We start from the raw sequence: 26423 nt of genomic DNA on the forward strand, positions 1-26423 counted from the left end.
GTTCGCGAGTCGCAGCCGTGAACAGGCCACCATCCTCCGCCAATTCCAACCAGCGGATTGCCATCCGCAGGTTGAGTCCATTGGCTGTGCCCCCCAGACTGCTGCGCAGGGACCGGTCGGAGGGCATGCGTTGAGCAGGAGCGATGTGATCGGATCCGCCAAATACCAGGAGTTCAGCGGTGTCTGCATACGCCAACAGGTGCTGGCTGATAGCAGCCGAGTAACTCTGTGAGAGCACCCAGAGCATGGGCCCCTTCAACGCGGGTCGCTCTGAATCTTGGTCATGGAGGTGCTTCCACCATGAACTGGCCGCGGAATTCGTGTCACCGACTGCGTCCTTGTGAGGTCGGTTGAAGGTGGCGGCGTAGGCGGGGGAGGGGTAGTCGATCCCACGCAATCCTAGGCCAGCCGATGCCACGACGACCGTGGGTTCATACCCTGATGCCCGCGCTGTCTTCTCGAGTTGCCTCACTTGCGCCCATGCTTCGCCCTTGTAGAGCTCGCGGAGGGGGCGCCTGGTGCCAGCGCTGGCGAGACGCTGATTCCAATGCCGCACTCGCTCTTCGAGGGGGGCGTCGGGGAGGTTTCGCACCTGCAGTTCAGAAGAAGTGGCAGTCGTCTTGCGGTTGGTGCAGGTGACCAGGAGTGTCAGTTTCGTGGTCATGTCTAGGGCTCCGGGTTCAAAACTGTCAGTGTACAGTTCCTACTGTACGCGACAGTTACTCGAAACGATCTGGTCTCGGGGTGCAGCAGTTGGGAAGGTGGCGACATGGCCAAGGCGGTAGTCCTCTTGAGTGGGGGACTCGACTCCACGACGGTGCTGGCCTACGCGAAGGGTGCAGGCTACGACCCGCATGCGCTGAGTTTTCGCTACGGACAGCGCCATGTCGTCGAACTCGAGGCAGCGCGTCGGGTTGCGGAGCACTTCGGAGTAACCAACCACGTTGTCTGCGACATTGATCTCAGCGTCTTCGGTGGCTCTGCGCTCACCTCTGACATCGATGTGCCGAAGCACGCGTCCGTCGCCGACGTCGCCGAGGACATCCCGATCACGTATGTCCCGGCCCGCAACACTGTGTTCCTGTCGTTCGCTCTGGCGTACGCAGAGACCATCGGGGCGAACGACATCTTCATCGGCGTGAGCGCCATGGACTACTCGGGTTACCCGGACTGCCGGCCCGAGTACATCAAGGCCTACCAAGCCATGGCCAATCTTGCGACGCGAGCAGGTGTCGAGGGCCAGCATGTGCGGATCCACACTCCCCTGATCGATAAGACGAAGGGCGAGACCGTGACGCTGGGCTTGTCGCTTGGGGTGGACTACGGGCTCACTTCGTCCTGCTATGACCCGGACGACCAGGGGCGATCCTGCAGGCAGTGCGACTCCTGCTTGCTCCGCCTCAAGGGCTTCGAAGAGGCCGGAACCAGTGATCCGATCAGTTATGTCAATGACTGATGACGTACAAAGTCAAGGAAATCTTCTACACCCTCCAGGGTGAGGGAGCACATGCCGGTCGCCCTGCCGTGTTCTGCAGATTTGCTAGCTGCAATCTGTGGACCGGGCGCGAGGCCGACCGCGCGCGCGCGATCTGCCAGTTTTGCGACACAGACTTTGTCGGTACGGATGGTGTGGGGGGAGGGAAGTTCTCCACTGCCGATGATTTAGCCGATGCGATCCTTGTCGCCTGGCCTGAATCTGACAGGGACAACCGGATGGTTGTGTTCACAGGGGGAGAACCACTGCTGCAACTGGACTCGAAAGCGGTTGCTGCGGTCCGCGCGCGTGGGTTCTACGTCGCGGTTGAGACGAACGGCACGCGCACACCTCCGGGGGGCGTGGACTGGCTGTGTGTCAGTCCGAAGATCGGGTCAGATCTGGTCGTCCGAGAAGGCCAGGAACTCAAGTTCGTCTACCCGCAACTGGGAGTCGACCCGCGTAGGTTCGAATCGCTCGAGTTCGAGAACTTGCGGGTCCAACCCATGGATGGCCCCAAACTGGAGCAGAACGTGGCTGCAGCCGTGAAGTTCTGCCTCGACAACCCCCGATGGCAACTCAGCCTCCAGACCCACAAGTACCTAGGGATTCCGTGATGTACACAGCCGAGATCGCTCGCGAGTTCACCTTCGAGGCGGCACACCACCTGCCTAACGTCCCCGAGGGGCACAAGTGTGGACGCTTGCACGGGCACTCCTACCGCGTGGCGATCCGGGTGGCCGGCACTGTAGGCGAGGAGACTGGTTGGGTCCAGGACTTTGGTGATCTCAAGTCTGCCTGGGCGCCACTCGACGAGCGACTCGACCATCGCTACCTCAACGAAGTGGATGGACTGGACAACCCCACGAGTGAACACCTCGCCGTTTGGATCTGGAATGAACTCATCGCGGAACTGCCGGGGTTGTCAGAGGTGAGGGTAAAGGAGACCTGCACGTCCGAGATTCGCTATGTAGGGGGCGGTTCGCATGTCTGAATTCATCACCGCGCCTGACTCGAAGCGTATGGCAGGGCCGTTCGCGTGGGGCAGACTGCTTCTCGCCATTGTCGTGTACATCGCCGCTGTCGTGGCTGCCAACATCGTGACCGACCGCCTTGGGTTGGTGACGGTCGGATTTGGGCTCTACGTCACGGCCGGGACGTACGCGGCGGGCTTTGCGCTGTTGGCGCGGGACTTCGTGCATCGATACGGGAACCGGTGGATCGCCATCGGTACAGTGCTTTTGGCGGGAGGAGTCTCCTGGCTCCTCGCCTCGCCTGCTCTCGCGGTCGCTTCGGTCGTCGCATTTCTTGCGGCTGAGTTCATCGACCTTGCGGTGTTCATCCCGGTGCGTAACGCTAAGGGATTCGTTCAGGGTGCCATCGTGTCCAACGTGGTCTCCGCGCCCGTAGACACACTGTTGTTTCTTTCTCTGGCGGGATTCCCCATCACCGCAGAGACAGTGGGTGGGCAGTTCTTGGGAAAGGTGTTGTGGGCGACCTTCGTTCCACTGTGTGTATTTATGCTCATCCGTAGGTTTCTTGGTCGTGGGCGCCATGCATGATTGGCCGGCCTAACTGACGGCGGGTGAGGTGGAAGTGCGTCACGTAGGCGCGGAATGGTCCCGCGTGCAGCGGAATCGTTTTGAGGACACCATTGACGTCAGAGACTTGCCCGAGTGATCCGAACGTGTCGCCAGAGAGTCGCGGAGCGCAGAGAGAGTCCTACGCAGTTACGTGAGCCATTCTGACGTCGGGCCACTCCGAAGAGGAAGGGCGGGCACGGACGTCGATTCGGACGACGTGAGAGTCCAGACAGGAACGGTGTTGTGAGTCAAGGGTCACCTCCAACGCGTGCAGCGAACGATAGGGCAGAGAATCAACGCGGTTGCACGGACCACACGCCGTGGGGCATCAACCCAGGGTGATAATCGGGAACTCCGGGGGGAGGAACGCAGCGTCGATGGTCGTGGCAGAACGTGTCGGAGTTGCTCGCTACGCTCCCGATCGGGACGCGGGAACGCCCCGCGCCCTGGTCAGGAGAGACGCATGAAGATCACGCTCGACCAGGGCAAGGTCCTCGCCAAGGCAGCCCACGGTCGTCAGGTCGACCAGCAGGCACGCACCTACCTCGACCACCACCTCGCCGGTGTCGCGGCGCGCCTCGTCGAGCACGGCGAGGAGGCCGTCATGGCTGGGTGGCTCCACGACGTCCTGGAGGACACCGTTCTCACCACCGACGACCTGCGTACGGCAGGCGTCCCGGACGTCGTCGTCGAGGCCGTCGTCGCGGTCAGCAAGGTCGAGGGACAGACCTACGACGAGCTGATCGACCGCGCCGCCGCTCACCCGCTGGGACGTCTGGTGAAGCTGGCCGACAACGCCCAGAACCTCGCCGACAACCCGGTCCTGGCCGAGGTCGATCCGGAGAAGGCAGCCCAGTTGCGCGCCAAGTACGAACGCGCCCGAGCGACCCTGGTCACGGTGGGCTGACCTCAGCCCTGGTGCGACGCCTCCGGGAACGCGTCGCCCAACAACCCCCGCGCCTGGTCGACGTCGGTCAGGTTGCAGCCCAGGTCATGATCGACCTTCCGGTCACCGTGGTGGTCACTCGAACCCGTCACCCACAGCCCGAGCCGACCGGCGAGAACCCGCAGGTCAGCGCGGGTCGCGGCGTCGTGGGACTGGTGGTCCACCTCGACGCCGTCGAGCCCTGCCTCCCGCAGTTGCGCCATACGCACGTCGTCGACCCCTGCACCGCGTTTGGTGTCGCGCGGGTGCGCGATCACCGCGACCCCGCCCGCAGCGTGGACGGCAGCGATCGCGTCCTCGACGCTCGGGCGGTACCGCTCGACGTGGAACTCCCGGCCCTCGTTGAGGAACCGCGCGAACGCGTCGTCGTCACTGCTCGCATGACCGGCAGCGACCATCCCGGCCGCGACGTGCTTGCGGCTCGGGATGCCACCGGCCGACGCCGTCACCGCAGCCCGGTCCACGCCCAGCCCGCTCTGCTCCAACCGGGCGAAGAGAGCCTCGGCGCGGTCCTCGCGTGACGTCGCCGCCCGGGCCAGGATCTCGGCCAGCGCGGGCGCGGTCGGGTCGACGCCGTAGGCGAGCAGGTGCCGTCCCGCACTCGTCCGGACGCCGTCGCGCTCGAAGGCGTCGGTCACCGACAGCTCGATGCCGCAGACCACCGCCACCCCGAACTCGGCCCCCGCAGCAACGGCCTCGTCCCACCCCGCGACCGTGTCGTGGTCGGTCAACGCCACCACGTCCAGACCCGCCGCGGCCGCCTTCGCGACCAGCGCACGCGGCGTGTCCGAGCCGTCGCTGCGCAGCGAGTGGGTGTGCAGGTCGATCCTCATGCGTCGTCCTTCGTCTCGTCAGCCTTCGACAGCTCCTCCAACGCCTGACGCAAGAACGTCCGCGGGTTCGCTGCAGGAAGAGCATCCACCACCGCGCGGGTGGCCTCCTCCAACGACGCCCCCGCAAGCACCGCCACCCGGATCGCGACCGTCGGTGTCCGGCTGTGCGACGCCACGCAGTGCAGATAGACGCCTCTGCCCTGCGCCCGCAGCCGGAGCACCGTGCGGGCCGCGTCGTCGACGACGAAGTGGAGGTTCGGGTTGTCCTCGGCCTCGGTGTCGACGAGGCGCACCACGTGACTGCTCACGTCCTCAGGCACCTGGGCGGTGCCCATCCGGCACAGGCTGACCACGGCGTCGATCTGGGCGGGCAGGCTCTCGACCGGCAACGCTCCGCCGATCCACACCCCGTCGACGGTGGGGTGCGGCACGAACGTCTCCTCGCCGCCCCAACCGCGGTACTCCATCCGCTCGCACGCCGGCCAGCCGCTACGCGTCGCGGTCCTCCCGCCCTGTGCGGTCAAGAGCGCCAGCCGCACCAGGTCGGCGGCACCACGCGACCCGGTCATGCCCCAGCCGTGCAGCAGTTCCTGCCACTCCTGCGGCACGGCACTGCCACCCCACCGCGCGCCCAGCAGCGCCCCGGCGATCGCGGCGACGGTGTCGGTGTCGTGCCCGATCCCGATCGCAGTGGCCAGCGCGTCCTGCAGGTGCAGGCAACGCATTCCGTCCGGGACGTCGCCGGTCGAACCTCCGGGGACGGGCGTGTGCACGATCGCCGACCACGCGGCCTGCAGAGCTCCCACCACCCACGCGTTGGAGGTGAATGCGGACGGGTCGTACTCCTCCGCGGCGTTGAGCAGGGCCCGCCAGTCCACGCACCCGGTACGGCCCAGGTGGTGTTCCAGTTCCGTCACGGCCTCCGCGCTCGTCGGGAACTCACCCGTCAGCACGGTGTGACGGATCATCAGGCACCACAGTGCTGCAACTTCGCCGGCCATGGGGTCGTGGTGCGTCAGCGCACTCACCGCCAACGCAGCCTCCACCAACGCCTGCGGGTCGTCGAGGTTAGCCAACGCCACCGGCGCCGTCCGCATCAGCGACCCGTTCCCTGCGCTGCGGCCACTGCGCTCGTGCACCGCCCGCGCTGCGTCCCGCATCGTCGCCGCCGACGCGTCAGGCCCGGCCAGCCGCAGCACCTGCGACGTCTGGATCCCGACGTCGGACGGTCCGCCCGCGAACCACTCCGCGAAACCTGCCGCGATGGCGTCCAGCGCGGCCTCGTCCCGCAGGTCCGCGCCGGTTGCTGCGACCCTGGCGATCGCCATTGCCTGCGAGGTGTCGTCGGTCCACTCGCCCGGAGCGAACCCACCCAGGCCGCCACCGATCATCTCCGGCCGACCCGAGTACGGCGCCGAGCCGAACTCGTAGCCGGCCCCCAACGCGTCCCCGGCCGCGGAGCCGAGCAGAACACCACACACACGGTCGAGTTGAGCGCTCGTGAAGTTCGTCGTCATCATCAATTTCCTTCCAGGATCGTGGGTAGCCCGGCTCAGACGCCGGCGAGCAGGGGGTGGCGGACGTTGCTCATCCGCACGTGGACGGGCGTGTTCTGCAGGCGGACCACCGACGCGTCCAGGTACTGCGACCGGCCGCTCTCCTCGACGCCCACACCTGCCTGGCGCAGGCCGCTGCGCTGCACCTGGGTGAAGCGGTGCACGAACCGCACCGCGCGACGTTCCGGCGTCGACTGCAGGAGCGCGCCGCTGTCCTGCAGCGCTGCAGCATCGATGCTGACGGCGTCGAGGATCGACGGCATCTGCTGGCGCAGGTCCGTGCTGGTGGCAAACATCTCGGCCATCAACGGCTGGCCGGCCAGCCCCACCAGGATCCCGGTCTGCCCCTGCAGCGGACGCAGGTCGGACCAGTCACTACCGTGCTCGGAATCGAGGCGGCGTACGAACGACCGCGTCGGGTTGTCGGTCCCTGCGGTGCGCTGCGCGACCCGGTCCCAGACCTCCTGCTGGACGTTCCCGCCGCTGCGCACCGACTCGCGGATCCACGGCGTCACTCGACGGCCGCGGGAGTTCTGCTCCGTCGCACCGGTCCACCGACCCTGCTCGACACAGGCCACGTCGATCTCGAGCGTCTGGTGCACGCCCACCACCACCGGCCGTGTCGCCATCCGGTGCTGCCACCCGCCCTCGAACAACTGACCCTCGAGGATCAACGTCGGGCGGTCACCGGGGTTGCCGACCACGAGGGTGTCGACCCGCGGGCTGCCCTCGGTCTCGGCGATCTCCAGGTGGTCGGTGGCCAGGGTGTGGCGGGCGAAACCGGCGCCTTCCTTCCAGAGCGGGAAGACGGTCAGCGCGCCACGGGTCGTGCCCTGGCCGACGTGCACGTTCAGCATGGTGTTCCTCCTTCTGCGATCCGGTCGGACCGACAAGAAGGACTCTGCCGAGGAGGGCCGTTTCGGAGGGGTTACCCGGGTAACCCCCCTCCGTTCCCGGACGGCAGTGGTGTCACCTCAGCGGAACTGTTCGGGCAGGTCAGCCATGGTGATGGTGTGCGTCAATCGGCACAGGTACTGGCCCAGGTGTTCGGTGTCCTGCAGGTGCAGCCAACGCTCCCGGTTCACCTTCCGTCGTACGTCGGTGAGGGTGTTCTTGACGGCCTGCTCACTCTTGCCGAGCGCCTGCGCCGCCGCCTTCGCGACGTTGTCGGGCGTTGCGGCCCGCACCAGCAGGTGGCGGTACGTCACGGCGAGCACGAGCCGCTGGTTGTCAGTGAGCACCACCTGGTCGATCGCGTACCGTCCCGAGGTTCGGTCGTAGGTCCCCTCGCGCTGCGCGGGCAGGTCGTGCAGCACTGTCAGCCCCTCCGCCTGACCGGCACCGATGGTGACCCGCAGGTACAGCTCGTCGTCCAGTTCGGGGAAGTGGATGATCGACGTCCCCGGCTGCAAGGCGACCGCTGCGCGCCCGCGAAACGTGTGCTGCCCCAGGTACTTGTTGGCGACCAATGCCCGCGGACGCCCCAACTGCAGCACCCAACCGCGCTCGAACGGAATGAAACGGCACAACCGACTCGGCACCCAGGAGTCGCCCACGTGCAGGCCTGCCGTCGGCAGCCGGCCCACCGAGACGTTCTCGTCCACCGGAAGCGCCCACTGGCCCCGCACCTCCTTCGAGATGCGTAGAGCCACCCTCGCCTCGAACTGTTCGTCCATGGGCGGGACTCTAGGCGGAACCGGGACAGGAGGAAGTGGACTTGCTGCGCTCATCAGTAGCAGCTGACCTCGTCGAGCTGGATGGACGCAGCGTTGTCGTCGTAGGACGTCAGTTCGAGAACGGCCTGCTGGTTGGCCGCGAGACCTGGCAGCACGTCGTTGGCGAAACCGATGACGGTCCCGCCCTGGTCCAGGAGTGAGCCCTTGACGTAGAGGCTGTTGTTGCAACCGGTGGGACTGACCACGCGCAGTTTGAAGGTGTAGAAGAACATGTCGGACTCGCCCTCGTCCCAGCGTGACCAGACGTCGTCGTCGATCTGTTTCCAGCCGGCCTTCTTCATCTCCGCCGCGTACTTCTCGTCGGCGATCTGCTGGGCGCTCTTCGTCGGTTTGGGACGTGCAGTGGGGGTATCAGTGGGCCGGCGTGGCGAAGGTGAGGCAGACGGGGCGGGGGACTTCGTCGTGCTCTGGACAGTGGCCTTCGTGTCGTCGGCCTGCAGGGCGGTCGTGAGCGCCAAGGTGATGCCTACGATCATGTTCACGGCGAACACGACGCCGACGAAGATCGCGACACCGATTCCGATGCGCTTGCCTCTGCTGAGCCGCTTCTTGGGCTGGGCAGGGAGTGCGCCACCGGGCGCTGCCAAGGGCTGCGGCGTCGCAGGTGCATGGAAGTCATTCGGGAGGTGCACCCAGTGCTCACCGGTGAAAGCCTGGCCGTTCAGGACGTCGCCAGCGTAGAAGGGGCCAGGTGATCCCGGTGGAAGGTGCCGGAGTGGATACCAGCCGTGTGTTGTGAACACGTGGCCGTTCGCGACTTGGCCGACCTGGGGGTGGGACTGGGACTCGTCAAGAGGGGACTGGTCAGACTGGTCGTTCACAGAGCGATGCTCCAAGAGAGGTGCGAACCGCGGGCCCTTTTTCGCTTCACCCCCATCCTGCAAGCGTGCGTGGGACGTGCTCGCCGATCTTGAGGCGCCGCGTGTGAGGGTTGGGGACGCGGTGCATCGTGGGCATCGGCACTTCACTGACTGACGGAGGAACGACATGGCTCTCGAGAGCGGTCCCGGTGAGGTCTGCGCAGGCGTTGACGGGTGGGAGCTCGTCCTCGTCGGGCCGGTGGTGGACGGCGTCGTCCGGCTGACTCGTGACCACGGCTCGGTCGACGTCGACCTCCGGGACGCCGACGAGTTCGCCGCCATGCTCGGCACCGCGACGCTGGCCCGCGTCGACCCCGGTCCGCCGCACCACCGCGAAGTGGTTCTGTTCCACGCCGACGCGCAGGTGATCGCCGTCGTCCGCAGCGATGTGGACCTGCGGGAACCGGCACGTCCGCTCGCCGCCTTCGCGGCCGCACCGTTCGCTCCGCACATCGGCGTCCCGGAGCTCGCGGCAGAGGTCGAACGCCTCGCGTTGACCATCTACACCCGCGCCTGGCTCGCCACCGCGCTGCGTGAAGGCGCCGACCTGCTCCTCGAACCCGCTGCGCCCCCCGAGCACGGCGACAGCCCGTACGTGCGTTGCTGGGTCGCCGAGGGACGCCTCTTCACGAAGGTGTTCCCGGTCCCGGTCGGCCCCGACTGGGCGGCGTTCGAGGACACCGACCACGCGCTCACCGCCGTCGACCTCGACGTCGCAGACCCGTACGCCGTCAACGACTCCGGTCAGGACACCGCCGACGTCCTCACTTCCGTCGCACTCGCCGCCGCGGAAGCGGCCCTGACGTGGGACGGCGGTGCGCTCGGCGTGGTCGCGACCCTCGACGCGAGCGCAGCCCCCGGCGGCGACCTCGGGCCGGGGACGACCTCGGGGGAGACCCTCACCGTCGACTCCCCGCGCAGCCTCGTCGCGTTCCTGGAGGAATGGCTCACCACCCCCGCGGCCCACGAACCCGGCGCGACGGTGGGCGGCACCTCGGGGCTGGCGCTGATCGCGCTCCAGCACCCGCACCTCGCCATCCGTCTCGACGCCTCGGCGACGGCCGACGGCGTCCGGTTCTGGCTCGACCGGTGGTACGGCTCACCGCACCTCGCGCTCGTCCCCGACCCGGCGCAGTCCCCGGCCGACGTGCGTCGTGAAGGTCCGCGATTCGTCGTCGCAGTGGGGCAGTGGCTGCACACCCTCGCGAGTTGCGCGCTCACTGCGACGCTCACTGAGGCCGCCCCCGCCGGCCTCCGGGACTGGGCCGTGAACACGCCGGCTCCGCGCTGGCTCGGCGCCGAACCCGGCCGCACCGACTACACCCGGCCCCACTGGTTCCGCGCGACCCTGCCGCGTTCCACCGCGATCCTCGATGACCTCGTCGTCTACCTGCCCGACGCGACCCTGGCTGCCCGTACCTTGCGGCACCTGCGCGTCACGTGGACGTGTGGCGAGCACCGCCTCGAACTCGCCGACCTCGACGTCCACCTCGAGATCGCTGCGTCCTCCCACGACGTCGCCTCGGGGGCCGCGCACACTGTCCCCGGGCTCAGCGAACCGTTCCTGGCACGCCTCTCGACCCAGCAGTACGACGCGTTGCGCAACCGTGCGGTGGCGCTCGTCGAGCGGGCCACGTGGGAAGCCCTCGACCCCGCGCACCCGCACCTGGGCATCCACTTCGACGACCGGGTCGACGTCGTCCGGACCTGGCGTGAGCTGCTCGAACTCGGCCTGCACAGCGAGGCCGCTCGACTCTTCGCCGAGGTGCTCGTCGAGGCCGAGGAACGCGACGTCGACGAGCACCTCGACTTCGGACGCACCGATGCTGGTGTCGTCGAGCTGCGGTGGGACGGACGCGCGGTGGCCGTGGCCGAACGCGACGCTCCTGCCACGGCTGTGCTTCCCGGCGGCGCCGTCACCGACGACCTCCGTGCCACTGCCGTTCGCCTCCTCGACGCCTGCTCCTGAGCTGACGGAGAACGAGGTGGAGGATCACTGTCACCTGCTGACAGTGATCCTCCACCTCGCGCAGGTGGTGCGGTGATCAGCCCTCGGCAGGCGCGGGGTAGTTGATCGTCTTGGTCTGCAGGAACTCCTTGAGCCCTTCGACGCCACCCTCGCGTCCGTAGCCCGACGCCTTGTAGCCGCCGTACGGAGCGGCGGGGTTGTACTGGCCGGAGTTGATGTTGACCATGCCGGTCTGGAGCCGCTTCGCGACCGCGAGCGCACGGTCGGTGTCGGCCGACCAGACGCCGCCCGAGAGGCCGTAGGCGGAGTTGTTGGCGATCGCGACGGCGTCGTCGTCGGTCTCGTAGGGGAGGATCACCAGCACCGGCCCGAAGACCTCCTCCTGCGCGATCGCGGAGTCGGGGGAGACGTCGGTGAGTACCGTCGGGGTGACGTAGAAGCCCGTCTCCTGCGGGGCAGGGGTGCCACCCACGACGACGCGAGCGCCGTCGGCCACCGCGCGTTCGACGTGCGCGAGCACCTTCTCGCGCTGGGCCTGTGAGACCAGCGGACCGGTGACGACGCCGCTCTGCGTCGGGTCCCCAGGGGTGAACGCCGGAGCGATCGCCTGCACCAGCGCCTCGACCTCCGCGACCTTCGAGGCCGGGACCAGGAGACGGCTCTGGGCGATGCAGATCTGACCGGAGTTGAGGAAGCACTTGCCGAGCGCGTCGGCGACCGCGGACTGGAGGTCGGCGTCGTCGAGGACGATCGTCGCGGACTTGCCGCCCAGTTCGAGCGCGACCCGGGTGGTGTTCTCCGCGGCGGCGACCGCGATCTTCTTGCCCGTCGCGGTGGAGCCGGTGAACGAGAGCAGGTCAACGTCGGGGTGCGAGGAGAGCGCCGCACCGACCTCCGGACCGCCGGAGACCAGGTTGAAGACACCGGCAGGGAGCCCGATCCGGTCGACGACGTCGGCGAGGCGGTAGGCCAGCAGGGGTGCGACCTCGCTGGGCTTGAGGACGATCGTGCAGCCGGCCGCGAGAGCGGCGCCGACCTTGAGGCTGACCTGGAAGAACGGGAAGTTCCACGGCGTGATCGCGCCGACCACCCCCACCGGTTCTTCGACGACCAGCGACGGCCCGACCTCCTGCGGAGGTTCGTCGAGCGTCGCGGCGAGCTGGGCGAAGTTGCTGAACTGGAAGAGCGGGACGCCGACCTGGATCGGTCCGGCGACGTCGACCGGCATCCCGACGTCGGCGACCGCGACCGCGGTGAGGTCGGCGAACTCGGCCTCGATCTCCTTCGCGATGCGACCCAGGAAGTCGCCTCGCTCGGCACCCGACAACGCGGCCCATGCGGGCTGAGCGGCTCGGGCTGCGGCGACGGCGGCCTGCACGTCAGCGGCGTCACCGGCGGAGACCTCGGCAATGACCTGTTCGGTCGCTGGGTTCAGGACCTCGATGCGTCCGGTCCCGGCGCTGTCGCGCCATGCGCCGTCGACGTAGATCTGGGACCTGTTCTGGACCTCGGACATGGGTTCCCTCCCCTGGTGGATTCTTGGGGTGAACCTAGCGTGACGTGGATCACGCCAACAGGGGTGTGGAGAGATTTTCCGACCTTCGGTCGGACGTGAACCCAGATTCACTTCCGGGGACCGCGGATCAGCGATGGTCGTTCCGTCCTAGGCCTGCTCACTTGACGCTGGGGCGCTGAGAATCGGCTTGAGGGGCCCAGCCGCCGGCAGTTTCACGGCAGGGGGAGACGGACTGGGGGCGAGAGTCTTCAACGGGAAACACTGAGGCTGGGCCAGTCTGCTCGTAAAGTAGCAGGTCAGGTAGGGCCTTCCCCGCGCGAGCGGGGGTGAGTCCTCTTCGGGGGAGTCGAGCCACTTTTTGAAGTGGCCTTCCCCGCGCGAGCGGGGGTGAGTCCGGATCAGTGGCGTGCGTCGCTGAAGAATCTCCGCCTTCCCCGCGCGAGCGGGGGTGAGTCCCTGGGGCTGCCCGTGCCGGTGACCTATGACCGGCCTTCCCCGCGCGAGCGGGGGTGAGTCCGTGGTGTGCGCGGTGGTCGTCGGCTCAATGCCGCCTTCCCCGCGCGAGCGGGGGTGAGTCCATGGGGGCGACGGCCTCGCCGGATGAGGCGGTGCCTTCCCCGCGCGAGCGGGGGTGAGTCCAAGACTGGCCCTGAGGTTGCCGAGACCTTGGGGCCTTCCCCGCGCGAGCGGGGGTGAGTCCAGTTCGACGCGCTGGCCGGGCCAGTTGTCGGAGCCTTCCCCGCGCGAGCGGGGGTGAGTCCCAGCATCCTGAGCGGCGAGATTGCTGCTCAGGGCCTTCCCCGCGCGAGCGGGGGTGAGTCCTGGAAGCCTCGGCACTTCAGGTTCTGGTCGAAGCCTTCCCCGCGCGAGCGGGGGTGAGTCCGGATCAGTGGCGTGCGTCGCTGAAGAATCTCCGCCTTCCCCGCGCGAGCGGGGGTGAGTCCCGGAAACCAGGGGACGTGTACGTGCGCTCCGTGCCTTCCCCGCGCGAGCGGGGGTGAGTCCTTGGTGACCTTGCTCTTGTCGATGTGGCCGTAGCCTTCCCCGCGCGAGCGGGGGTGAGTCCTGAGGAACGGCACGCTCACCCTGGCTGAGGCCGCCTTCCCCGCGCGAGCGGGGGTGAGTCCGACGGGAGGGTGGCGTGAGCCTGACTCTCAAGGCCTTCCCCGCGCGAGCGGGGGTGAGTCCATGAACGCGGCGAGCGCGTACAAGCTCCGGTAGCCTTCCCCGCGCGAGCGGGGGTGAGTCCGCGCACATGACCGGTGTGGTAGTGATCGGCGCGCCTTCCCCGCGCGAGCGGGGGTGAGTCCGTCCGCGGGCGGGTACTCCACCGCGGGAGTACGCCTTCCCCGCGCGAGCGGGGGTGAGTCCGCCATGACCACCCGCGCCGTGCCCGGCGTGTGGCCTTCCCCGCGCGAGCGGGGGTGAGTCCGCCCTCGCTACCTCCGAAGCTCCAGCGGCATCGCCTTCCCCGCGCGAGCGGGGGTGAGTCCCACTGCGACGCAGACGCGTTTGCAGTACCCGCGCCTTCCCCGCGCGAGCGGGGGTGAGTCCGACACCGGGATGGTGCGCTCCTTGTAGTAGTCGCCTTCCCCGCGCGAGCGGGGGTGAGTCCGTGCCCACGGACACCGAGGTAACGGCCGTGGAGCCTTCCCCGCGCGAGCGGGGGTGAGTCCCGTCCACGGTCGTTTCCTGAGCGTGAACGGGCGCCTTCCCCGCGCGAGCGGGGGTGAGTCCAGACTGAAGCGCTTCTCGCCACCCGTGAGTCCGCCTTCCCCGCGCGAGCGGGGGTGAGTCCCACTTCGATCACGTCCACGTCTCCTTTAAGCCGCCTTCCCCGCGCGAGCGGGGGTGAGTCCAGCGCGAACACCTTCGGGCAGCAGTTCGATGAGCCTTCCCCGCGCGAGCGGGGGTGAGTCCATGGTCGCCATCTGGCGTGACTCCACCGGTGCGCCTTCCCCGCGCGAGCGGGGGTGAGTCCGCCTGGCAGTTCTTCAACGTCTCCACGTCGTGGCCTTCCCCGCGCGAGCGGGGGTGAGTCCCAGACGGGGGACGTCGCCGCCACCGAAGATGGGCCTTCCCCGCGCGAGCGGGGGTGAGTCCCATCGTTCCGCCCACCACAAGCGATGTCGCCGGCCTTCCCCGCGCGAGCGGGGGTGAGTCCGCTGAGCGTCAGGCCTACCTGACCCGTGGTCTGCCTTCCCCGCGCGAGCGGGGGTGAGTCCTTGATCTCCAGCGTCACCCACTATCGCTCTCGGCCTTCCCCGCGCGAGCGGGGGTGAGTCCCTGGGTGCACTGAATTACTGGCTACCGCTCTCGCCTTCCCCGCGCGAGCGGGGGTGAGTCCACCTGCCCCATCCGCACCGACTGCCTCGAATGGCCTTCCCCGCGCGAGCGGGGGTGAGTCCTCGGTAGAGCGTTTGCCACCCATGAGGCTGCCGCCTTCCCCGCGCGAGCGGGGGTGAGTCCTCGGTAGAGCGTTTGCCACCCATGAGGCTGCCGCCTTCCCCGCGCGAGCGGGGGTGAGTCCCTCTTCATCGCATGGGTGGCACTCGCATGACCGCCTTCCCCGCGCGAGCGGGGGTGAGTCGATCTCATCACGCCGGCCCAGCTCGCACGAGCAGCCTTCCCCGCGCGAGCGGGGGTGAGTCCCTACGACCCCCTCGCGGGGATCTACTGACCCGGCCTTCCCCGCGCGAGCGGGGGTGAGTCCGCTTTTTCGGCGTCGCTGACCTTGATCGCGGAGCCTTCCCCGCGCGAGCGGGGGTGAGTCCGCGCCCTGCAGCATCCCAGCGCCGAGGCGCCCGCCTTCCCCGCGCGAGCGGGGGTGAGTCCAAGCCCGCCACCGCCCCGGTCACGATCCCGCTGCCTTCCCCGCGCGAGCGGGGGTGAGTCCGCTTTCTCCGGCTCGATCCGTGCCGCCATGGGGCCTTCCCCGCGCGAGCGGGGGTGAGTCCCCGTCCGGCAGCCTCAAGCGATACCTCTGCACGCCTTCCCCGCGCGAGCGGGGGTGAGTCCCGGCACCCGAACCCGCTGATCTTCTACATGGGGCCTTCCCCGCGCGAGCGGGGGTGAGTCCTTCGTCAAGTAGCGGCTGTGTGCCGCTTCTACGCCTTCCCCGCGCGAGCGGGGGTGAGTCCATCGACGCGGCCAAGGCAGCGAAGACGAACGCGCCTTCCCCGCGCGAGCGGGGGTGAGTCCCTGGACAAGATCGCCGGCGTCCCGTCGGCCATGCCTTCCCCGCGCGAGCGGGGGTGAGTCCGCCATGACCACCCGCGCCGTGCCCGGCGTGTGGCCTTCCCCGCGCGAGCGGGGGTGAGTCCAGGTGCCCCTGGCCGTCGATGGGCTGGAAGAGGCCTTCCCCGCGCGAGCGGGGGTGAGTCCCACACCCCGGAGCAGAACCCCCTCCCCGCCTCGCCTTCCCCGCGCGAGCGGGGGTGAGTCCGCCTCCGTCGCCCGCGTCATCGCGGCCACCCGGCCTTCCCCGCGCGAGCGGGGGTGAGTCCTCCTCGACGACGCGCTCGTCGACATCGAGGGCGCCTTCCCCGCGCGAGCGGGGGTGAGTCCCTCCAGGTCAAGGTCACCGCACTGGATGTCCAGCCTTCCCCGCGCGAGCGGGGGTGAGTCCTTCCCCAAGGTTCACCCCCACGAAACTGGTGTGCCTTCCCCGCGCGAGCGGGGGTGAGTCCCCCCGTCGAGTGGCGGGGGTTGAGTGTGGGTTGCCTTCCCCGCGCGAGCGGGGGTGAGTCCTTTGCCGATGTCGCGGGTATCGAGATCGCGTCGCCTTCCCCGCGCGAGCGGGGGTGAGTCCCATGCGCGACGAACCCTGGACGCGGCGCTTCTGCCTTCCCCGCGCGAGCGGGGGTGAGTCCACTGATGGACAAGTCGGATGCCTCCCTGGCCAGCCTTCCCCGCGCGAGCGGGGGTGAGTCCCTGGCCGACGCCCGCGCCCAGGCAGATGACCGGCCTTCCCCGCGCGAGCGGGGGTGAGTCTCTCCAAGCAGGGCAAGGACTGGTCTCCGTGGGGCCTTCCCCGCGCGAGCGGGGGTGAGTCCGCGTCCGCGTCTGACACGTCGGGGTGCCAGTGGCCTTCCCCGCGCGAGCGGGGGTGAGTCCCTGGACAAGATCGCCGGCGTCCTGTCGGCCATGCCTTCCCCGCGCGAGCGGGGGTGAGTCCTGAGATGCAGCGAACCGGCACAGAGTCAACGGGCCTTCCCCGCGCGAGCGGGGGTGAGTCCATGAACTCGATCCCGTGCCCAGGCTTGGCGATGCCTTCCCCGCGCGAGCGGGGGTGAGTCCTGGGACAAGCCGCGACGAATTGAACCCAGGGGGCCTTCCCCGCGCGAGCGGGGGTGAGTCCCTCCCGAACACCACGAAGCCCCAGGCTGTGGCGCCTTCCCCGCGCGAGCGGGGGTGAGTCCAATCTGACCGGTTTCGCGATGCCCAAGCAGGTGCCTTCCCCGCGCGAGCGGGGGTGAGTCCAAGGTCGCGACCAGCGGCAAGGTCCAGGGCGAGCCTTCCCCGCGCGAGCGGGGGTGAGTCCTGTGTGGCGAGTTCGGCCTCAGTGATGTAGCGGCCTTCCCCGCGCGAGCGGGGGTGAGTCCTGTCGTGCGGCTTTGCGGTCGCTGATGGCACTGCCTTCCCCGCGCGAGCGGGGGTGAGTCCGACGCGATCGTCGGGCACGCCAACGCGGCGCCGCCTTCCCCGCGCGAGCGGGGGTGAGTCCGAATCCGGCGTCCAGATGCGGAACCAGAAATTGCCTTCCCCGCGCGAGCGGGGGTGAGTCCGAAATAGGTTCAAGTCCTGGTCCACCTCAGCCGCCTTCCCCGCGCGAGCGGGGGTGAGTCCTGGAAGCGCGCCGACACTGCCGTTCGTGAGGTGCCTTCCCCGCGCGAGCGGGGGTGAGTCCAGGGAAACGGTCGACATGCCGTCAGCGTCCTAGCCTTCCCCGCGCGAGCGGGGGTGAGTCCGAAGAGTCCGCGTTCTGGATCGACGAACACGGGCCTTCCCCGCGCGAGCGGGGGTGAGTCCGCACCGGGCCATGCGACGGCTGCATCGACCATGCCTTCCCCGCGCGAGCGGGGGTGAGTCCGAGGCCGTGCAGGACCTCGTCACGATCGCGATGCCTTCCCCGCGCGAGCGGGGGTGAGTCCGTGGGCGGCGAGACAGTCGGCGATGGAGCGTTGCCTTCCCCGCGCGAGCGGGGGTGAGTCCATGGCGAAGGTCTGGAACCGGCGGCGGTTCCGGCCTTCCCCGCGCGAGCGGGGGTGAGTCCCGGTTCCCCGACACGAAGAACCAGAACCCCACGCCTTCCCCGCGCGAGCGGGGGTGAGTCCAAGACGCTGGCCGACGAGGAAGCCTCCCAGCTGCCTTCCCCGCGCGAGCGGGGGTGAGTCCTCGACCTCGGGGCCCTGCAGCCTCTCCGGAGCGCCTTCCCCGCGCGAGCGGGGGTGAGTCCGTCGCCTGAATCATTGCGCCGCCCAGGAGTGCGCCTTCCCCGCGCGAGCGGGGGTGAGTCCGCAAGGACCGCCGGTCCTCCACCCGACTCACCGCCTTCCCCGCGCGAGCGGGGGTGAGTCCTCGCCCGGACCCTGGACGGCCTCACCGTCCCCGCCTTCCCCGCGCGAGCGGGGGTGAGTCCTTCACGCCCGGAAGCAAGTTCCTCAACAAGGAGCCTTCCCCGCGCGAGCGGGGGTGAGTCCGTGTTGCCCTCGTCCCAGAACGGGACAGCGGGGCCTTCCCCGCGCGAGCGGGGGTGAGTCCATCACCAGTGATCGAACCAGTGAGCGAGCTGCGCCTTCCCCGCGCGAGCGGGGGTGAGTCCTGCCCCTGCGGGTCGCCGCTGCCCTGTTCCATGCCTTCCCCGCGCGAGCGGGGGTGAGTCCTGGCGGTGCTCGTCGCTCCACGCCAGGACCGCGCCTTCCCCGCGCGAGCGGGGGTGAGTCCTTCGCGACGGCTGTGTCTGTGGCCGCGAAGCAGCCTTCCCCGCGTGAGCGGGGGCGAGCCCACGGGCAGTCTCCCGTAGGCCGCACCAAGAAAGAGACCGAAGACGTCGGTGCTGTGGTGCACAGTGGCCGCGTGCTGACGGGGACAGAAGAACTCAATGATCTGGGCGACGCGTCTCGGCGCCCAGATCCGCGACTCCACGGCAAGGATCCAGGCCCGAGGCCAGGCCGTGACGGGTCGTACCCGCTCCTGTGCCACCTGCTCGACACGGCAGTCGTGATGCAGCACCTCTGGGACACCCGGGTGCGGCCTGAGCTTCGGAGCGCCATCAGTCGCGCGGCCGACGTGGATGCGGACCAGATGCGGAAGTTGTTGGCCTACGCTGCGGCGATCCACGACCTGGGCAAACTCAACCCCTACTTCCAATTCCAGGAGCGTCGCGGATCAGGTTTCGACTTCGCAGACGAGCTGGCGAGCGGCGTCCGCCTTCCCAAGACTCCTGGAACCCTGCGCTCGGCGATGGATTCAGACCCGCTGCATCCGCTCAGGCGCCACGAATTCCTGACCCACCGGATGGTCACGGGCAGCTGGGCCGAGAACACCACATCGGTCCGAGGGGCAGGGTGGATCGGCGTCGTTGCGGGGGGACACCACGGACACTGGCGAGCTCCGGAGACTCACCTCGGGTGGGTCGGTAACGGTGGCGACGAACTTCTCGAGGGCTGGGAGGAGCCGCACACGCTCGTCCACCAGCGAGTCCTGACAACTCTGGGGGTCGACGCCGACGAGGTCCGGCCTCTCAGCTCGTCCCATGGCGCCGTCGCCTTCGCCTGTACTTCCGGTCTGCTCACGCTCGCAGACTGGATCGCCTCGGACGACACGCAGGTCCGTTCGGGCAAGGAGCTGTGGTCCACAGGAGTGGATCCGTACACGTCCACGGACACGGCGCGTGAGTGGATGCGGGTACGGAGCGAGACGTTGCACGCCCACGTCCGCCAGTCCCTCGGCCCGCTCGGCCACCTCACCCGCGACGAGATGGAAGCGGTGACCCTCGGGGCCTTCCAGCCACGTCCGCTCCAGGCAGAGGCACTTGCTCGTCAGGGCGCGGACGACTCGGGTTTGTGGATCGCCATGTACCCGACGGGGGACGGGAAGACCGAGGCGGCGCTGCTGCGAGGGGCAGCGCGCCCCGAGGAAGGGCTGTTCTTCGGTCTGCCCACGCTGGCGACCACCGACGCCATGGAACGCCGTCTCCAACAGGTCGGGGCAGCGTTGGACGACCCATCGCGGTTCCCGTTGATCAAGAGCCATCAGCAGGTCCAACTGGTGGCGTCGGAGGACGAACCCAGTTTCGAGGGGGCGAACGATCTTGAGTGCTCGAACCGACCTGACCTCATTTGGTACAGCGCAGCCATCCGCAGACTCGTCGCCCCCAATGTCGTCGGTACGGTCGACCAGGCGCTGTCGGGGGCGCTGGCACAACGCCACATCACCCTCAGGCTTCTCGGGCTCGCCAACCACCACGTCGTCCTCGACGAGATCCACACGTTTGACCACTACCAGACCGAACTCCTGGTGGAACTCCTCTACTGGTGGGGCCTGACCGGAACCCGCGTCACTCTTCTCTCGGCCACGTTGCCGTCAGCACACATGCGAAGCATGGTCAGGGCCTATCGGGCGGGTGTACTGGCTGCCCCGCTGCGTCAGGACGGCGGCGGCGACGACCTGGGCGGCCTTGTCGCCTCCTTCCCGTCCACGGTGTCCGTTGCCGGCCATGCCGAGGACGGCCACGTCGACGTCACTGTGAGGAGTCCTCAAGGAGAGGTCCGGCGACCACAGCCGACACGATTCGACGTGGTGGAGGTCATGGACCGCGAAGCGAGGCGCTCAGCCCACGTCGAATGGGCCAAGCGGACCGTCTCGCAGCATCGGACCAGCCCCGTCGCGATCGTGCTCAACACCGTGGCCGATTGTGCCGACGTGGCCCGTCAACTGGCCTCGGACGAATCAGTTCTGCGCAGTCATGACGTCCTGTGTCTCCACTCCGCGATGGTGGCCGGACATCGCACCTCGATCGAGGCGGCGCTGGTCAGTCGCAGTGGCAAGGGAGCACACGGCTGCGGTTTCGGTCCGACGGCGCGCCCCGTCATCGTCGTCGGGACGCAGGTGATCCAGGCATCACTGGACTACGACGTCGACTTCATGTCGAGCGACCTCGCCCCCGCTCCTGACCTCATCCAGCGTCTGGGGCGGGTGTGGCGGTTCGAGGGGGCTCTGCCGGGAGAGTTCCGCGGCGGCAGATTGGCGGAGTCAGAACCGAGAACCATGCAGGTCGTCACTGTTGTCGACGAAGCCGGCCAGGTGTCTCACCGGGGTGCGGCTCCCTACCTCGCGGCAGTGCTTGCTCGCACTCGTCGCAGCCTCCTGGACCGTATCGAGTCGGAGCCCGTCGTGGACGTCTTCGGGTTCTCGCAGGAGTGGGTCGACGCCGCCTACGACCAGGACCCTCACGCCCTCTTCGCGATCGAGGAGTCCGAGGCGAAGGCAGCATTGGACGAGGTGCTGGCCGGATCGGCCCGCGTGCGCGCGGCGAGCTTCTCGCGGGCCTCGTTGGCTCGGCCGTCGGGCGACTCGACACGTGCCCTGCTGCCCGCCCCACGCGGGAAACGTTCGGCACGGTGGTGCGACCTGGTGGCGTTGACCCATCGTTCCGATGACGAAGCGCTGATGCGGACGCGGTTCATCGAGCAGGAGGCGTTCACCGTCCTCCTGTTCGACAGCTCCGCCGAAGCCCATTTCAGGGACGGCGATGGCCAGGCCGTGCGATTTCCGAGCCTCGACATTCAGCAACTGCTCGACATGACGCCATCGCAACACCATAGTTATGAATGTTTCCAGATGAATGTTCCGCTCGCGCTGAAGACGGCGATCGAGCCGGCTCTGGAGAAGACGCTCGCGGGTCACGAGTGGAAGCCCAGGTCAGCTCGCGCGGCCGCAGCCCGACCGCTCGATCTGCGCCACCTCGTGGACATCGCGAGCTATCACCCCGAGACGGGACTGACGAAGGACACTGCATGACGACATTCAACGCCTGGCGAGATCCATGGGTGCCACTCCAGGACCGGAACGGGGAGCAGATCCGGCTCTCCCTCAGGGACACCTTCGTCCGCGCTCACGACCTCGCGGGCCTCGGTGCTGGTCTGACTCCGCTGGACCGCGACTCGCTGTACCGCTTCCTTCCGAGCGTCGGCGCGGTGATTCTGCGGCTGGTCGGTGACGACGCCCTCCCGAATGAAGGGGAGGACGAGGGTTGGTCGTTCCCCGAGGAAGCAGTCGACCAGTTCGGGGCCCTGTACGAGGAACGATTCGAGCTGACCGGGGACAGGCCGTTCCTGCAACGCTGGGACCGGAAGCACGCAGACCTCGAGGCACTCTTCTCCCTCGACGTCGCCGATCCCAAGGTTCGCCGAGGTCGGGAGAAGGCGCGATCGGAAAAGCTCCAGTCCCTGCACATGCTCCATCCCCACACCCCCGGTGGCAGCTCGTCGCAGTGGGCGGTGCGCCGAGACACCAGGGACGAGACCCAGTGTGCGGAGCTCACACTGCTGCTGGTCACCACGTGGTTCCAGACGAAGCACGGCAACTCCAAGGATCCCTGGGGGCACAAGAGCCTCAAGGGGAGCGCCGGGACGTGGCACGTGAACCCGTTCGCTGTCCATCTGACCGATCCGCGCAGTCTGGCGCGGACGCTCTGCGCCAACATGCCGTACGCATGGATCGACGGCCGCAACGACCTGCCGCTCTTCCTTGACCACGAGAGCCTTCCTCGCGACTTCGCGACAGCACATGTCGCTTCGGTCACCCGTTTCACGTACGCCAAGACATTGCCGCTGGTCTACGTCGAGGACGGTGCCCCTGTGGGATTCGTGATCGGGGAGGACCCGGGGATTCCGGTTCCTGGCCTGGGCAAGGACGACAAGACGTCCCTCGGCATGGTCCACGAGTTCGACCACACGAGGCTCTACCTCGAACAGAAGTCGGGGGACCTCAAACCGCGGGGCGCGTTCGGAGTCAGGCTCACCACCACTGAGGGCTTCGAACGCTGGTTCCGGGCAGAGAACCAGATCCGGGCCGCGCTCGATCGGTGGGCCCGCACGGATCGGGTCCTCACGGTGTCCTCCTCGCAGAAGAAGGACTGGCTCTACTCCCTCTACAGCGACAACGGCAACACCCACGGCAACCGAGAGTTCGCTGCTTGGGACGAGCTTCCTGCTGACGTCGCAGGCGCATCGGGTGACGCGCTCGAGCGAGTTCGCTCCCTGCTCACTCTGGCCGCTCAGTGCCGCAACACCTTCGGGTACGCGATGAAGCTGGCCACCGGCGACTCGCGGATCCCGCCGGCCGCCGAGGCGGGGCAAGCAGCCTTCTACGCCGGTCTCGTTCCGGTCCTCGCTGCGGTTGCCCACGCCGTCCACGAAGGCGAAGAGGTGGACATGCGCTCCCACGCCCTGGCCTTGCTCCGCATCGCACGGCGGGAGTTCGACCGCACCACTGCGCCCATGCTCGTTCCCAGCGCCGTCGCCCGAGTGGCCCATGCCCGGGCTGAGTTCGCTCGTCTCATCGCGAAGGCGTGCGCCCAACACTTCCCCGCACCTGCATCTTCACCTGAACAGGAGACCTCATGACGATCGCCGCAGGCACCGGTGAGCCTCAGCCCGTCACGCCCACCCAAGCACTGATGCAGGAAACGCTGCGGCGTCTGGCGGCGAACCGCGTCCCGGGCAGCAACCTGTACTCGGGGTGGCTGGCCGACCTCCGGCACGGCATCACCCGGACAGGAGAGTCGCGGGCAGTGGTTCCGGCCGGCCCCTACCTGGGAGGCCTCTCCCCCCGAGAGCGGTCTGGCGCGCTGAGGGCTGCGGCCATCCGCGCCTCCAACAAGGACGTTCGCAACGCCAAGGGAAGAGCGCTCGGCGTCTCCTTCGCCTCGTTGAGCCGGGCGGTGGGCGGATCAAGCGTGGAGAGACAGGTTGCCACGCTTCCTCTCCTGGACCTTGAGTCAGCGGCTGCGGCGCTCGACGGCCTCGTGGACCGTTGTTCCTCGGCAGGCGTCGCCGTCGACTTCGCCGCGCTCGCTCGGACGCTCGTCCACTGGGGAACCGGTGCGACACCTCGTTCCCAGGAGATCCGCAACCAGATCGTCCTCGACTTCCACTACGCCGCTGCCGGCGTCACTCGCTGAGAACCCACCAGAAGGAAACCCCATGACTTTCGTGACCGTCCACGTCTTCCGAGCGTTGCCCATGCACAACCTGAACCGCGACCAGAACGGTCTCCCCAAGAGCCAGTTCGACGGCGGGATCCAGCGGGGGCGACTCTCCAGTCAAGCACTGAAGCGCCCGGCTCGCATCGCGTTCCGTGAGGCCGTGACGGGGATCGCCCACGCTCCTGCCTCGGTGCGGACCATGGACTCGAACGCAGTGACACGAGTTGTCGCTCTGGCAGGCGAGTACGCCCAGACGCATGGGAAGGCGTTCGACGAGAAGGTGGCGAAGAAGCGAGCCACCTCGGTCGTGACGTCCCTCGCCAAGACGCTGAAGGCAGGCAAGGACGAGGAGCCGAGCTCGGGAGACGCCTCGGAGGCAGACGCCAAGAAGGACAACATCCTGCTGTTCTCCGACGCGGAGATCGAGACCCTCGCCCAGGCGCTCGTCGATGAGCAGAACGGTGGTGTCGAGGCAGGCCACGAGCACTTCGTGCAGGACTTCGTCTCGCCCTCGTTGGACGTCGCGGCCTTTGGACGCATGTTCGCGGCCCAGCCGTCGAAGTCGACCCAGGCTGCGGTCGCGGTCAGCCATGCCGTGATGACCCACGCCATGTCGTTGACCCTGGACTACTTCACGGCTGTTGACGAGGCGGGCGACGCGAGCAAGGGGGCTGGCGCAGCCCACATCGACAGCGCCTACTACACCTCGGGTGTCTACTACTCGACCTTCACCATCGACCCGGCACAGTTGGCCCGCTCGTGGAGCGGGGCACACAGTGCCACGGCCAGCGAACAGGTCGCGGCGCTGGTGAAGGCTCTGGTCGAGGCACTTCCCACGGGGCGACTCACCAACACCAACGCTCACACCAAGCCCTTCGCGGTTCTCGTCGAGGAGCAGCGCACCCGCACGGTCTACGAGTTCGAGACACCCGTCGAGGCCGCCGAGAACGGCGGTTTCACCCGGCCCACCGTGCGCTCGCTCGCAGCACAGGTGGCGGACGCCCGCAGTTTCGACTCCGCCAACTACGTCTCCACCGCGTTGTTGGCAGCCCCGTCGATCGCAGACCTCGTCGAGTCCGACGCGCACCTCGGTGCCGCCGAGAGCCTCGGTTCCGTCGACGATCTGTCGGAGTACGTCGCTTCCCTCGTGATGCAGCAGCTGGCTGAAGCAACCGCATGAGCACACTCGTCCTGCGTCTTGCCGCTCCGCTCCAGGCCTGGAGCGGGTACCGGCACGCCGTCAACATGCGCTTCGTCGCACCCACCGAGGCCCTGCCCCGCAAGTCGGGGGTCAACGGTCTTCTGGGCGCGGCTCTGGGCCCCCACGACCAGGGGTACGGCTGTGCGCGCGACCTGGACTCGATCGGCGAGAGGTACCGGTTGCAGGTGCGCGTGGACGCCCGCAACCCTGCCGCTGAGGACTTCCAGGTGCTCAGCTCGCTCACGGGTCCTGCTCACCGCGGTGCTGACCGGTCCCACCGGGTGGGGAGTGCGTCGACGTCTGCGTTCCCGGCGAACCGCGACCGCGGCAATTTCCCCACCACGGTGGCCCGACGCGACTTCCTGGCGCACTCGGAGTTCATCGCAGCGTTGGAGACCGATGCGTCCACGGCGGAGGCATGGATCTCAGCCCTGCGCGACCCTGTCTTCATGCCCTACTTGGGCCGCCGGTCGTGTGCGCCGACGTTCCCCTTCGTCCTCGGCATCCACGACGGCAGCCTCGAAGACCTCTTCGCTCACCTGCCGCACGTCGACCGGAACCGAGAAGAGGCACCTCTGCTGGCCTACACGGTGCGAGGTTCCTACGACCTCCACCACGCAGACGAACACCCTCGCCCTTACACGCCCGACCGTGTGGACCGTACTGCTCAGCTGACCTGGGTGAAGGAGAACTTGCGATGACCCTGACGCCAACGCCCAGTGCAGCCACCAAGACAGGAGTCTTCTGGACGCAGTTCCCGGTCACCGCACTCACCGGAGCCGATGGCCGGCCGGTTGACTGGAGTGACCATCAGGCGGCTCACCGAGCTGTGATGCGGCTGTTCCCGCCACGTCTCCCCGGCAGCGCGAAGGACCGTCGCGCTTCCTCGGGGATCTTGTACCGCGTGGACGTGCTCGTGCCCGGCGAACCGGGTGTCGTGCTCGTGCAGTCCCTTGTTCCGCCAGAGCTGACGCCGGCCCTGAGTCGCACCACGGAGGTGTCTCGCCGGGGATGGGAGTTCGAGGTGGGTGACCCGATCACGCTGCGGGTGGCGGTGAACCCGGTACGGCGCACGACCCGGTACTACGTCGACTCCGACAAGGAGACCCTCCGCGAAGGATCCAACAGCCGAGGGGAGACTCCGGTGCGCCGACCCGACGGACGCAGGGATCGCAGCAACAGCAAGCAGACGGCGACGGTCGTGACCCCCGAGGAGATGCCTGCATGGCTCGACGACCGTCTGGGGGGAGCGCTGGAGGGCGTTGAGGTCGTCAACCACTTCCGCGACACCTCGCTCTCCGGTCGCCAGAAGTTGGTCGTCGACACGTTCGACCTGACAGCCAAGGTGCAGGACCCGGCAGCTTTCAGCCAGATCCGGCTCGAAGGCCTGGGGCGGGGCAAGTCCTACGGCTGTGGACTCATCACCGCTCGCAAGGCAGGCTGAGACGGTGAGGGGCTGGGAGCCGGGAGGTCTCTCCCACGCGATGGCGTGGGGTGGTTCCATTCACAACCACGGTGATGACGCTCTCCGCGCGAG

General features: G+C 68.3%; 18 protein-coding genes and 1 CRISPR repeat array. Of the genes, 12 read left to right on the forward strand and 6 right to left on the reverse strand.

The features are described 5' to 3' along the window. The first annotated feature begins 769 nt into the window (after positions 1-769). From queC to EOV43_RS00215, 5 genes are all read left to right on the forward strand, one after another. Positions 770-1456 (forward strand): 7-cyano-7-deazaguanine synthase QueC, encoded by a 687-nt coding sequence (gene queC / locus EOV43_RS00195; RefSeq protein WP_128219143.1) that lies wholly within the window; start codon positions 770-772, stop codon positions 1454-1456. Then, positions 1456-2091 carry a 7-carboxy-7-deazaguanine synthase gene (gene queE, locus EOV43_RS00200; RefSeq protein ID WP_128219144.1) on the forward strand — a complete coding sequence of 212 codons (636 nt, stop codon included), beginning with the start codon at positions 1456-1458 and terminating at the stop codon, positions 2089-2091. Before queC ends, queE begins: the two co-directional genes overlap by 1 nt. Beyond that, the gene (gene queD / locus EOV43_RS00205; RefSeq protein WP_128219145.1) at positions 2091-2468 is read left to right on the forward strand and encodes a 6-carboxytetrahydropterin synthase QueD; all 378 of its coding nucleotides are present in this window, start codon (positions 2091-2093) and stop codon (positions 2466-2468) included. The genes queE and queD overlap by 1 nt, the downstream gene beginning before the upstream one ends. After that, entirely contained in the window at positions 2461-3036 is a 576-nt protein-coding gene (locus EOV43_RS00210; protein WP_206611353.1) for a VUT family protein, read from the forward strand. The genes queD and EOV43_RS00210 overlap by 8 nt, the downstream gene beginning before the upstream one ends. A gap of 484 nt (positions 3037-3520) precedes the next feature. Continuing rightward, complete coding sequence (locus tag EOV43_RS00215) at positions 3521-3964, forward strand: hypothetical protein (RefSeq protein WP_206611354.1); 444 nt, start codon at positions 3521-3523, stop codon at positions 3962-3964. A 2-nt stretch (positions 3965-3966) separates the two neighbouring features. Here EOV43_RS00215 and EOV43_RS00220 read toward each other — a convergent pair whose 3' ends face one another. The 5 genes from EOV43_RS00220 to EOV43_RS00240 form a co-directional block, all read right to left on the reverse strand. Then, a complete protein-coding gene (locus EOV43_RS00220; RefSeq protein WP_128219146.1) occupies positions 3967-4836 on the reverse strand; it encodes a PHP domain-containing protein in 870 nt (289 codons plus the stop codon). Beyond that, entirely contained in the window at positions 4833-6353 is a 1521-nt protein-coding gene (locus tag EOV43_RS00225; RefSeq protein WP_206611355.1) for an ADP-ribosylglycohydrolase family protein, read from the reverse strand. The genes EOV43_RS00220 and EOV43_RS00225 overlap by 4 nt, the downstream gene beginning before the upstream one ends. A 35-nt stretch (positions 6354-6388) precedes the next feature. Beyond that, the gene (locus EOV43_RS00230) at positions 6389-7249 is read right to left on the reverse strand and encodes an ARPP-1 family domain-containing protein (RefSeq protein ID WP_128219148.1); all 861 of its coding nucleotides are present in this window, start codon (positions 7247-7249) and stop codon (positions 6389-6391) included. 117 nt (positions 7250-7366) lie between these two features. After that, on the reverse strand, positions 7367-8068 hold the full coding sequence (locus EOV43_RS00235) for a hypothetical protein (protein ID WP_128219149.1): 702 nt from the start codon (positions 8066-8068) through the stop codon (positions 7367-7369). 53 nt (positions 8069-8121) lie between these two features. Further along, entirely contained in the window at positions 8122-8760 is a 639-nt protein-coding gene (locus EOV43_RS00240) for a hypothetical protein (protein WP_128219150.1), read from the reverse strand. Between the two features lie 355 nt (positions 8761-9115). Here EOV43_RS00240 and EOV43_RS00245 point away from each other — a divergent pair, with 355 nt between their 5' ends. Then, on the forward strand, positions 9116-10957 hold the full coding sequence (locus EOV43_RS00245; protein WP_128219151.1) for a hypothetical protein: 1842 nt from the start codon (positions 9116-9118) through the stop codon (positions 10955-10957). A gap of 76 nt (positions 10958-11033) precedes the next feature. Here the strand turns inward: EOV43_RS00245 and EOV43_RS00250 are convergent, their stop codons facing one another. Next, entirely contained in the window at positions 11034-12473 is a 1440-nt protein-coding gene (locus EOV43_RS00250; RefSeq protein WP_128219152.1) for an aldehyde dehydrogenase family protein, read from the reverse strand. A gap of 305 nt (positions 12474-12778) precedes the next feature. Then, positions 12779-18480: direct repeats of the CRISPR family, unit length 29 nt; unit sequence GCCTTCCCCGCGCGAGCGGGGGTGAGTCC. Between the two features lie 71 nt (positions 18481-18551). On the opposite strand from EOV43_RS00250, the gene cas3 reads away from it, so the two are divergent. The 6 genes from cas3 to EOV43_RS00280 are packed head-to-tail and all read left to right on the forward strand — an operon-like array spanning position 18552 to position 26330. Then, complete coding sequence (cas3, locus tag EOV43_RS00255; protein WP_164878746.1) at positions 18552-21497, forward strand: CRISPR-associated helicase Cas3'; 2946 nt, start codon at positions 18552-18554, stop codon at positions 21495-21497. Next, positions 21494-23104: a type I-E CRISPR-associated protein Cse1/CasA gene (locus EOV43_RS00260; protein ID WP_164878747.1), complete on the forward strand. Its 1611-nt coding sequence runs from the start codon at positions 21494-21496 to the stop codon at positions 23102-23104. Before cas3 ends, EOV43_RS00260 begins: the two co-directional genes overlap by 4 nt. Further along, on the forward strand, positions 23101-23661 hold the full coding sequence (casB, locus tag EOV43_RS00265) for a type I-E CRISPR-associated protein Cse2/CasB (RefSeq protein ID WP_128219155.1): 561 nt from the start codon (positions 23101-23103) through the stop codon (positions 23659-23661). The genes EOV43_RS00260 and casB overlap by 4 nt, the downstream gene beginning before the upstream one ends. A 22-nt stretch (positions 23662-23683) precedes the next feature. Further along, positions 23684-24865, forward strand: a complete 1182-nt coding sequence (locus tag EOV43_RS00270) for a type I-E CRISPR-associated protein Cas7/Cse4/CasC (protein WP_128219156.1) — start codon at positions 23684-23686, stop codon at positions 24863-24865. Continuing rightward, the gene (gene cas5e, locus EOV43_RS00275) at positions 24862-25587 is read left to right on the forward strand and encodes a type I-E CRISPR-associated protein Cas5/CasD (protein WP_128219157.1); all 726 of its coding nucleotides are present in this window, start codon (positions 24862-24864) and stop codon (positions 25585-25587) included. Before EOV43_RS00270 ends, cas5e begins: the two co-directional genes overlap by 4 nt. Further along, positions 25584-26330 (forward strand): type I-E CRISPR-associated protein Cas6/Cse3/CasE, encoded by a 747-nt coding sequence (locus EOV43_RS00280; RefSeq protein WP_128219158.1) that lies wholly within the window; start codon positions 25584-25586, stop codon positions 26328-26330. The genes cas5e and EOV43_RS00280 overlap by 4 nt, the downstream gene beginning before the upstream one ends. Positions 26331-26423: the final 93 nt, after the last annotated feature.

Source organism: Nocardioides yefusunii (genome assembly GCF_004014875.1).
In the GTDB taxonomy this organism is placed as follows: Bacteria; Actinomycetota; Actinomycetes; order Propionibacteriales; family Nocardioidaceae; genus Nocardioides; species Nocardioides yefusunii.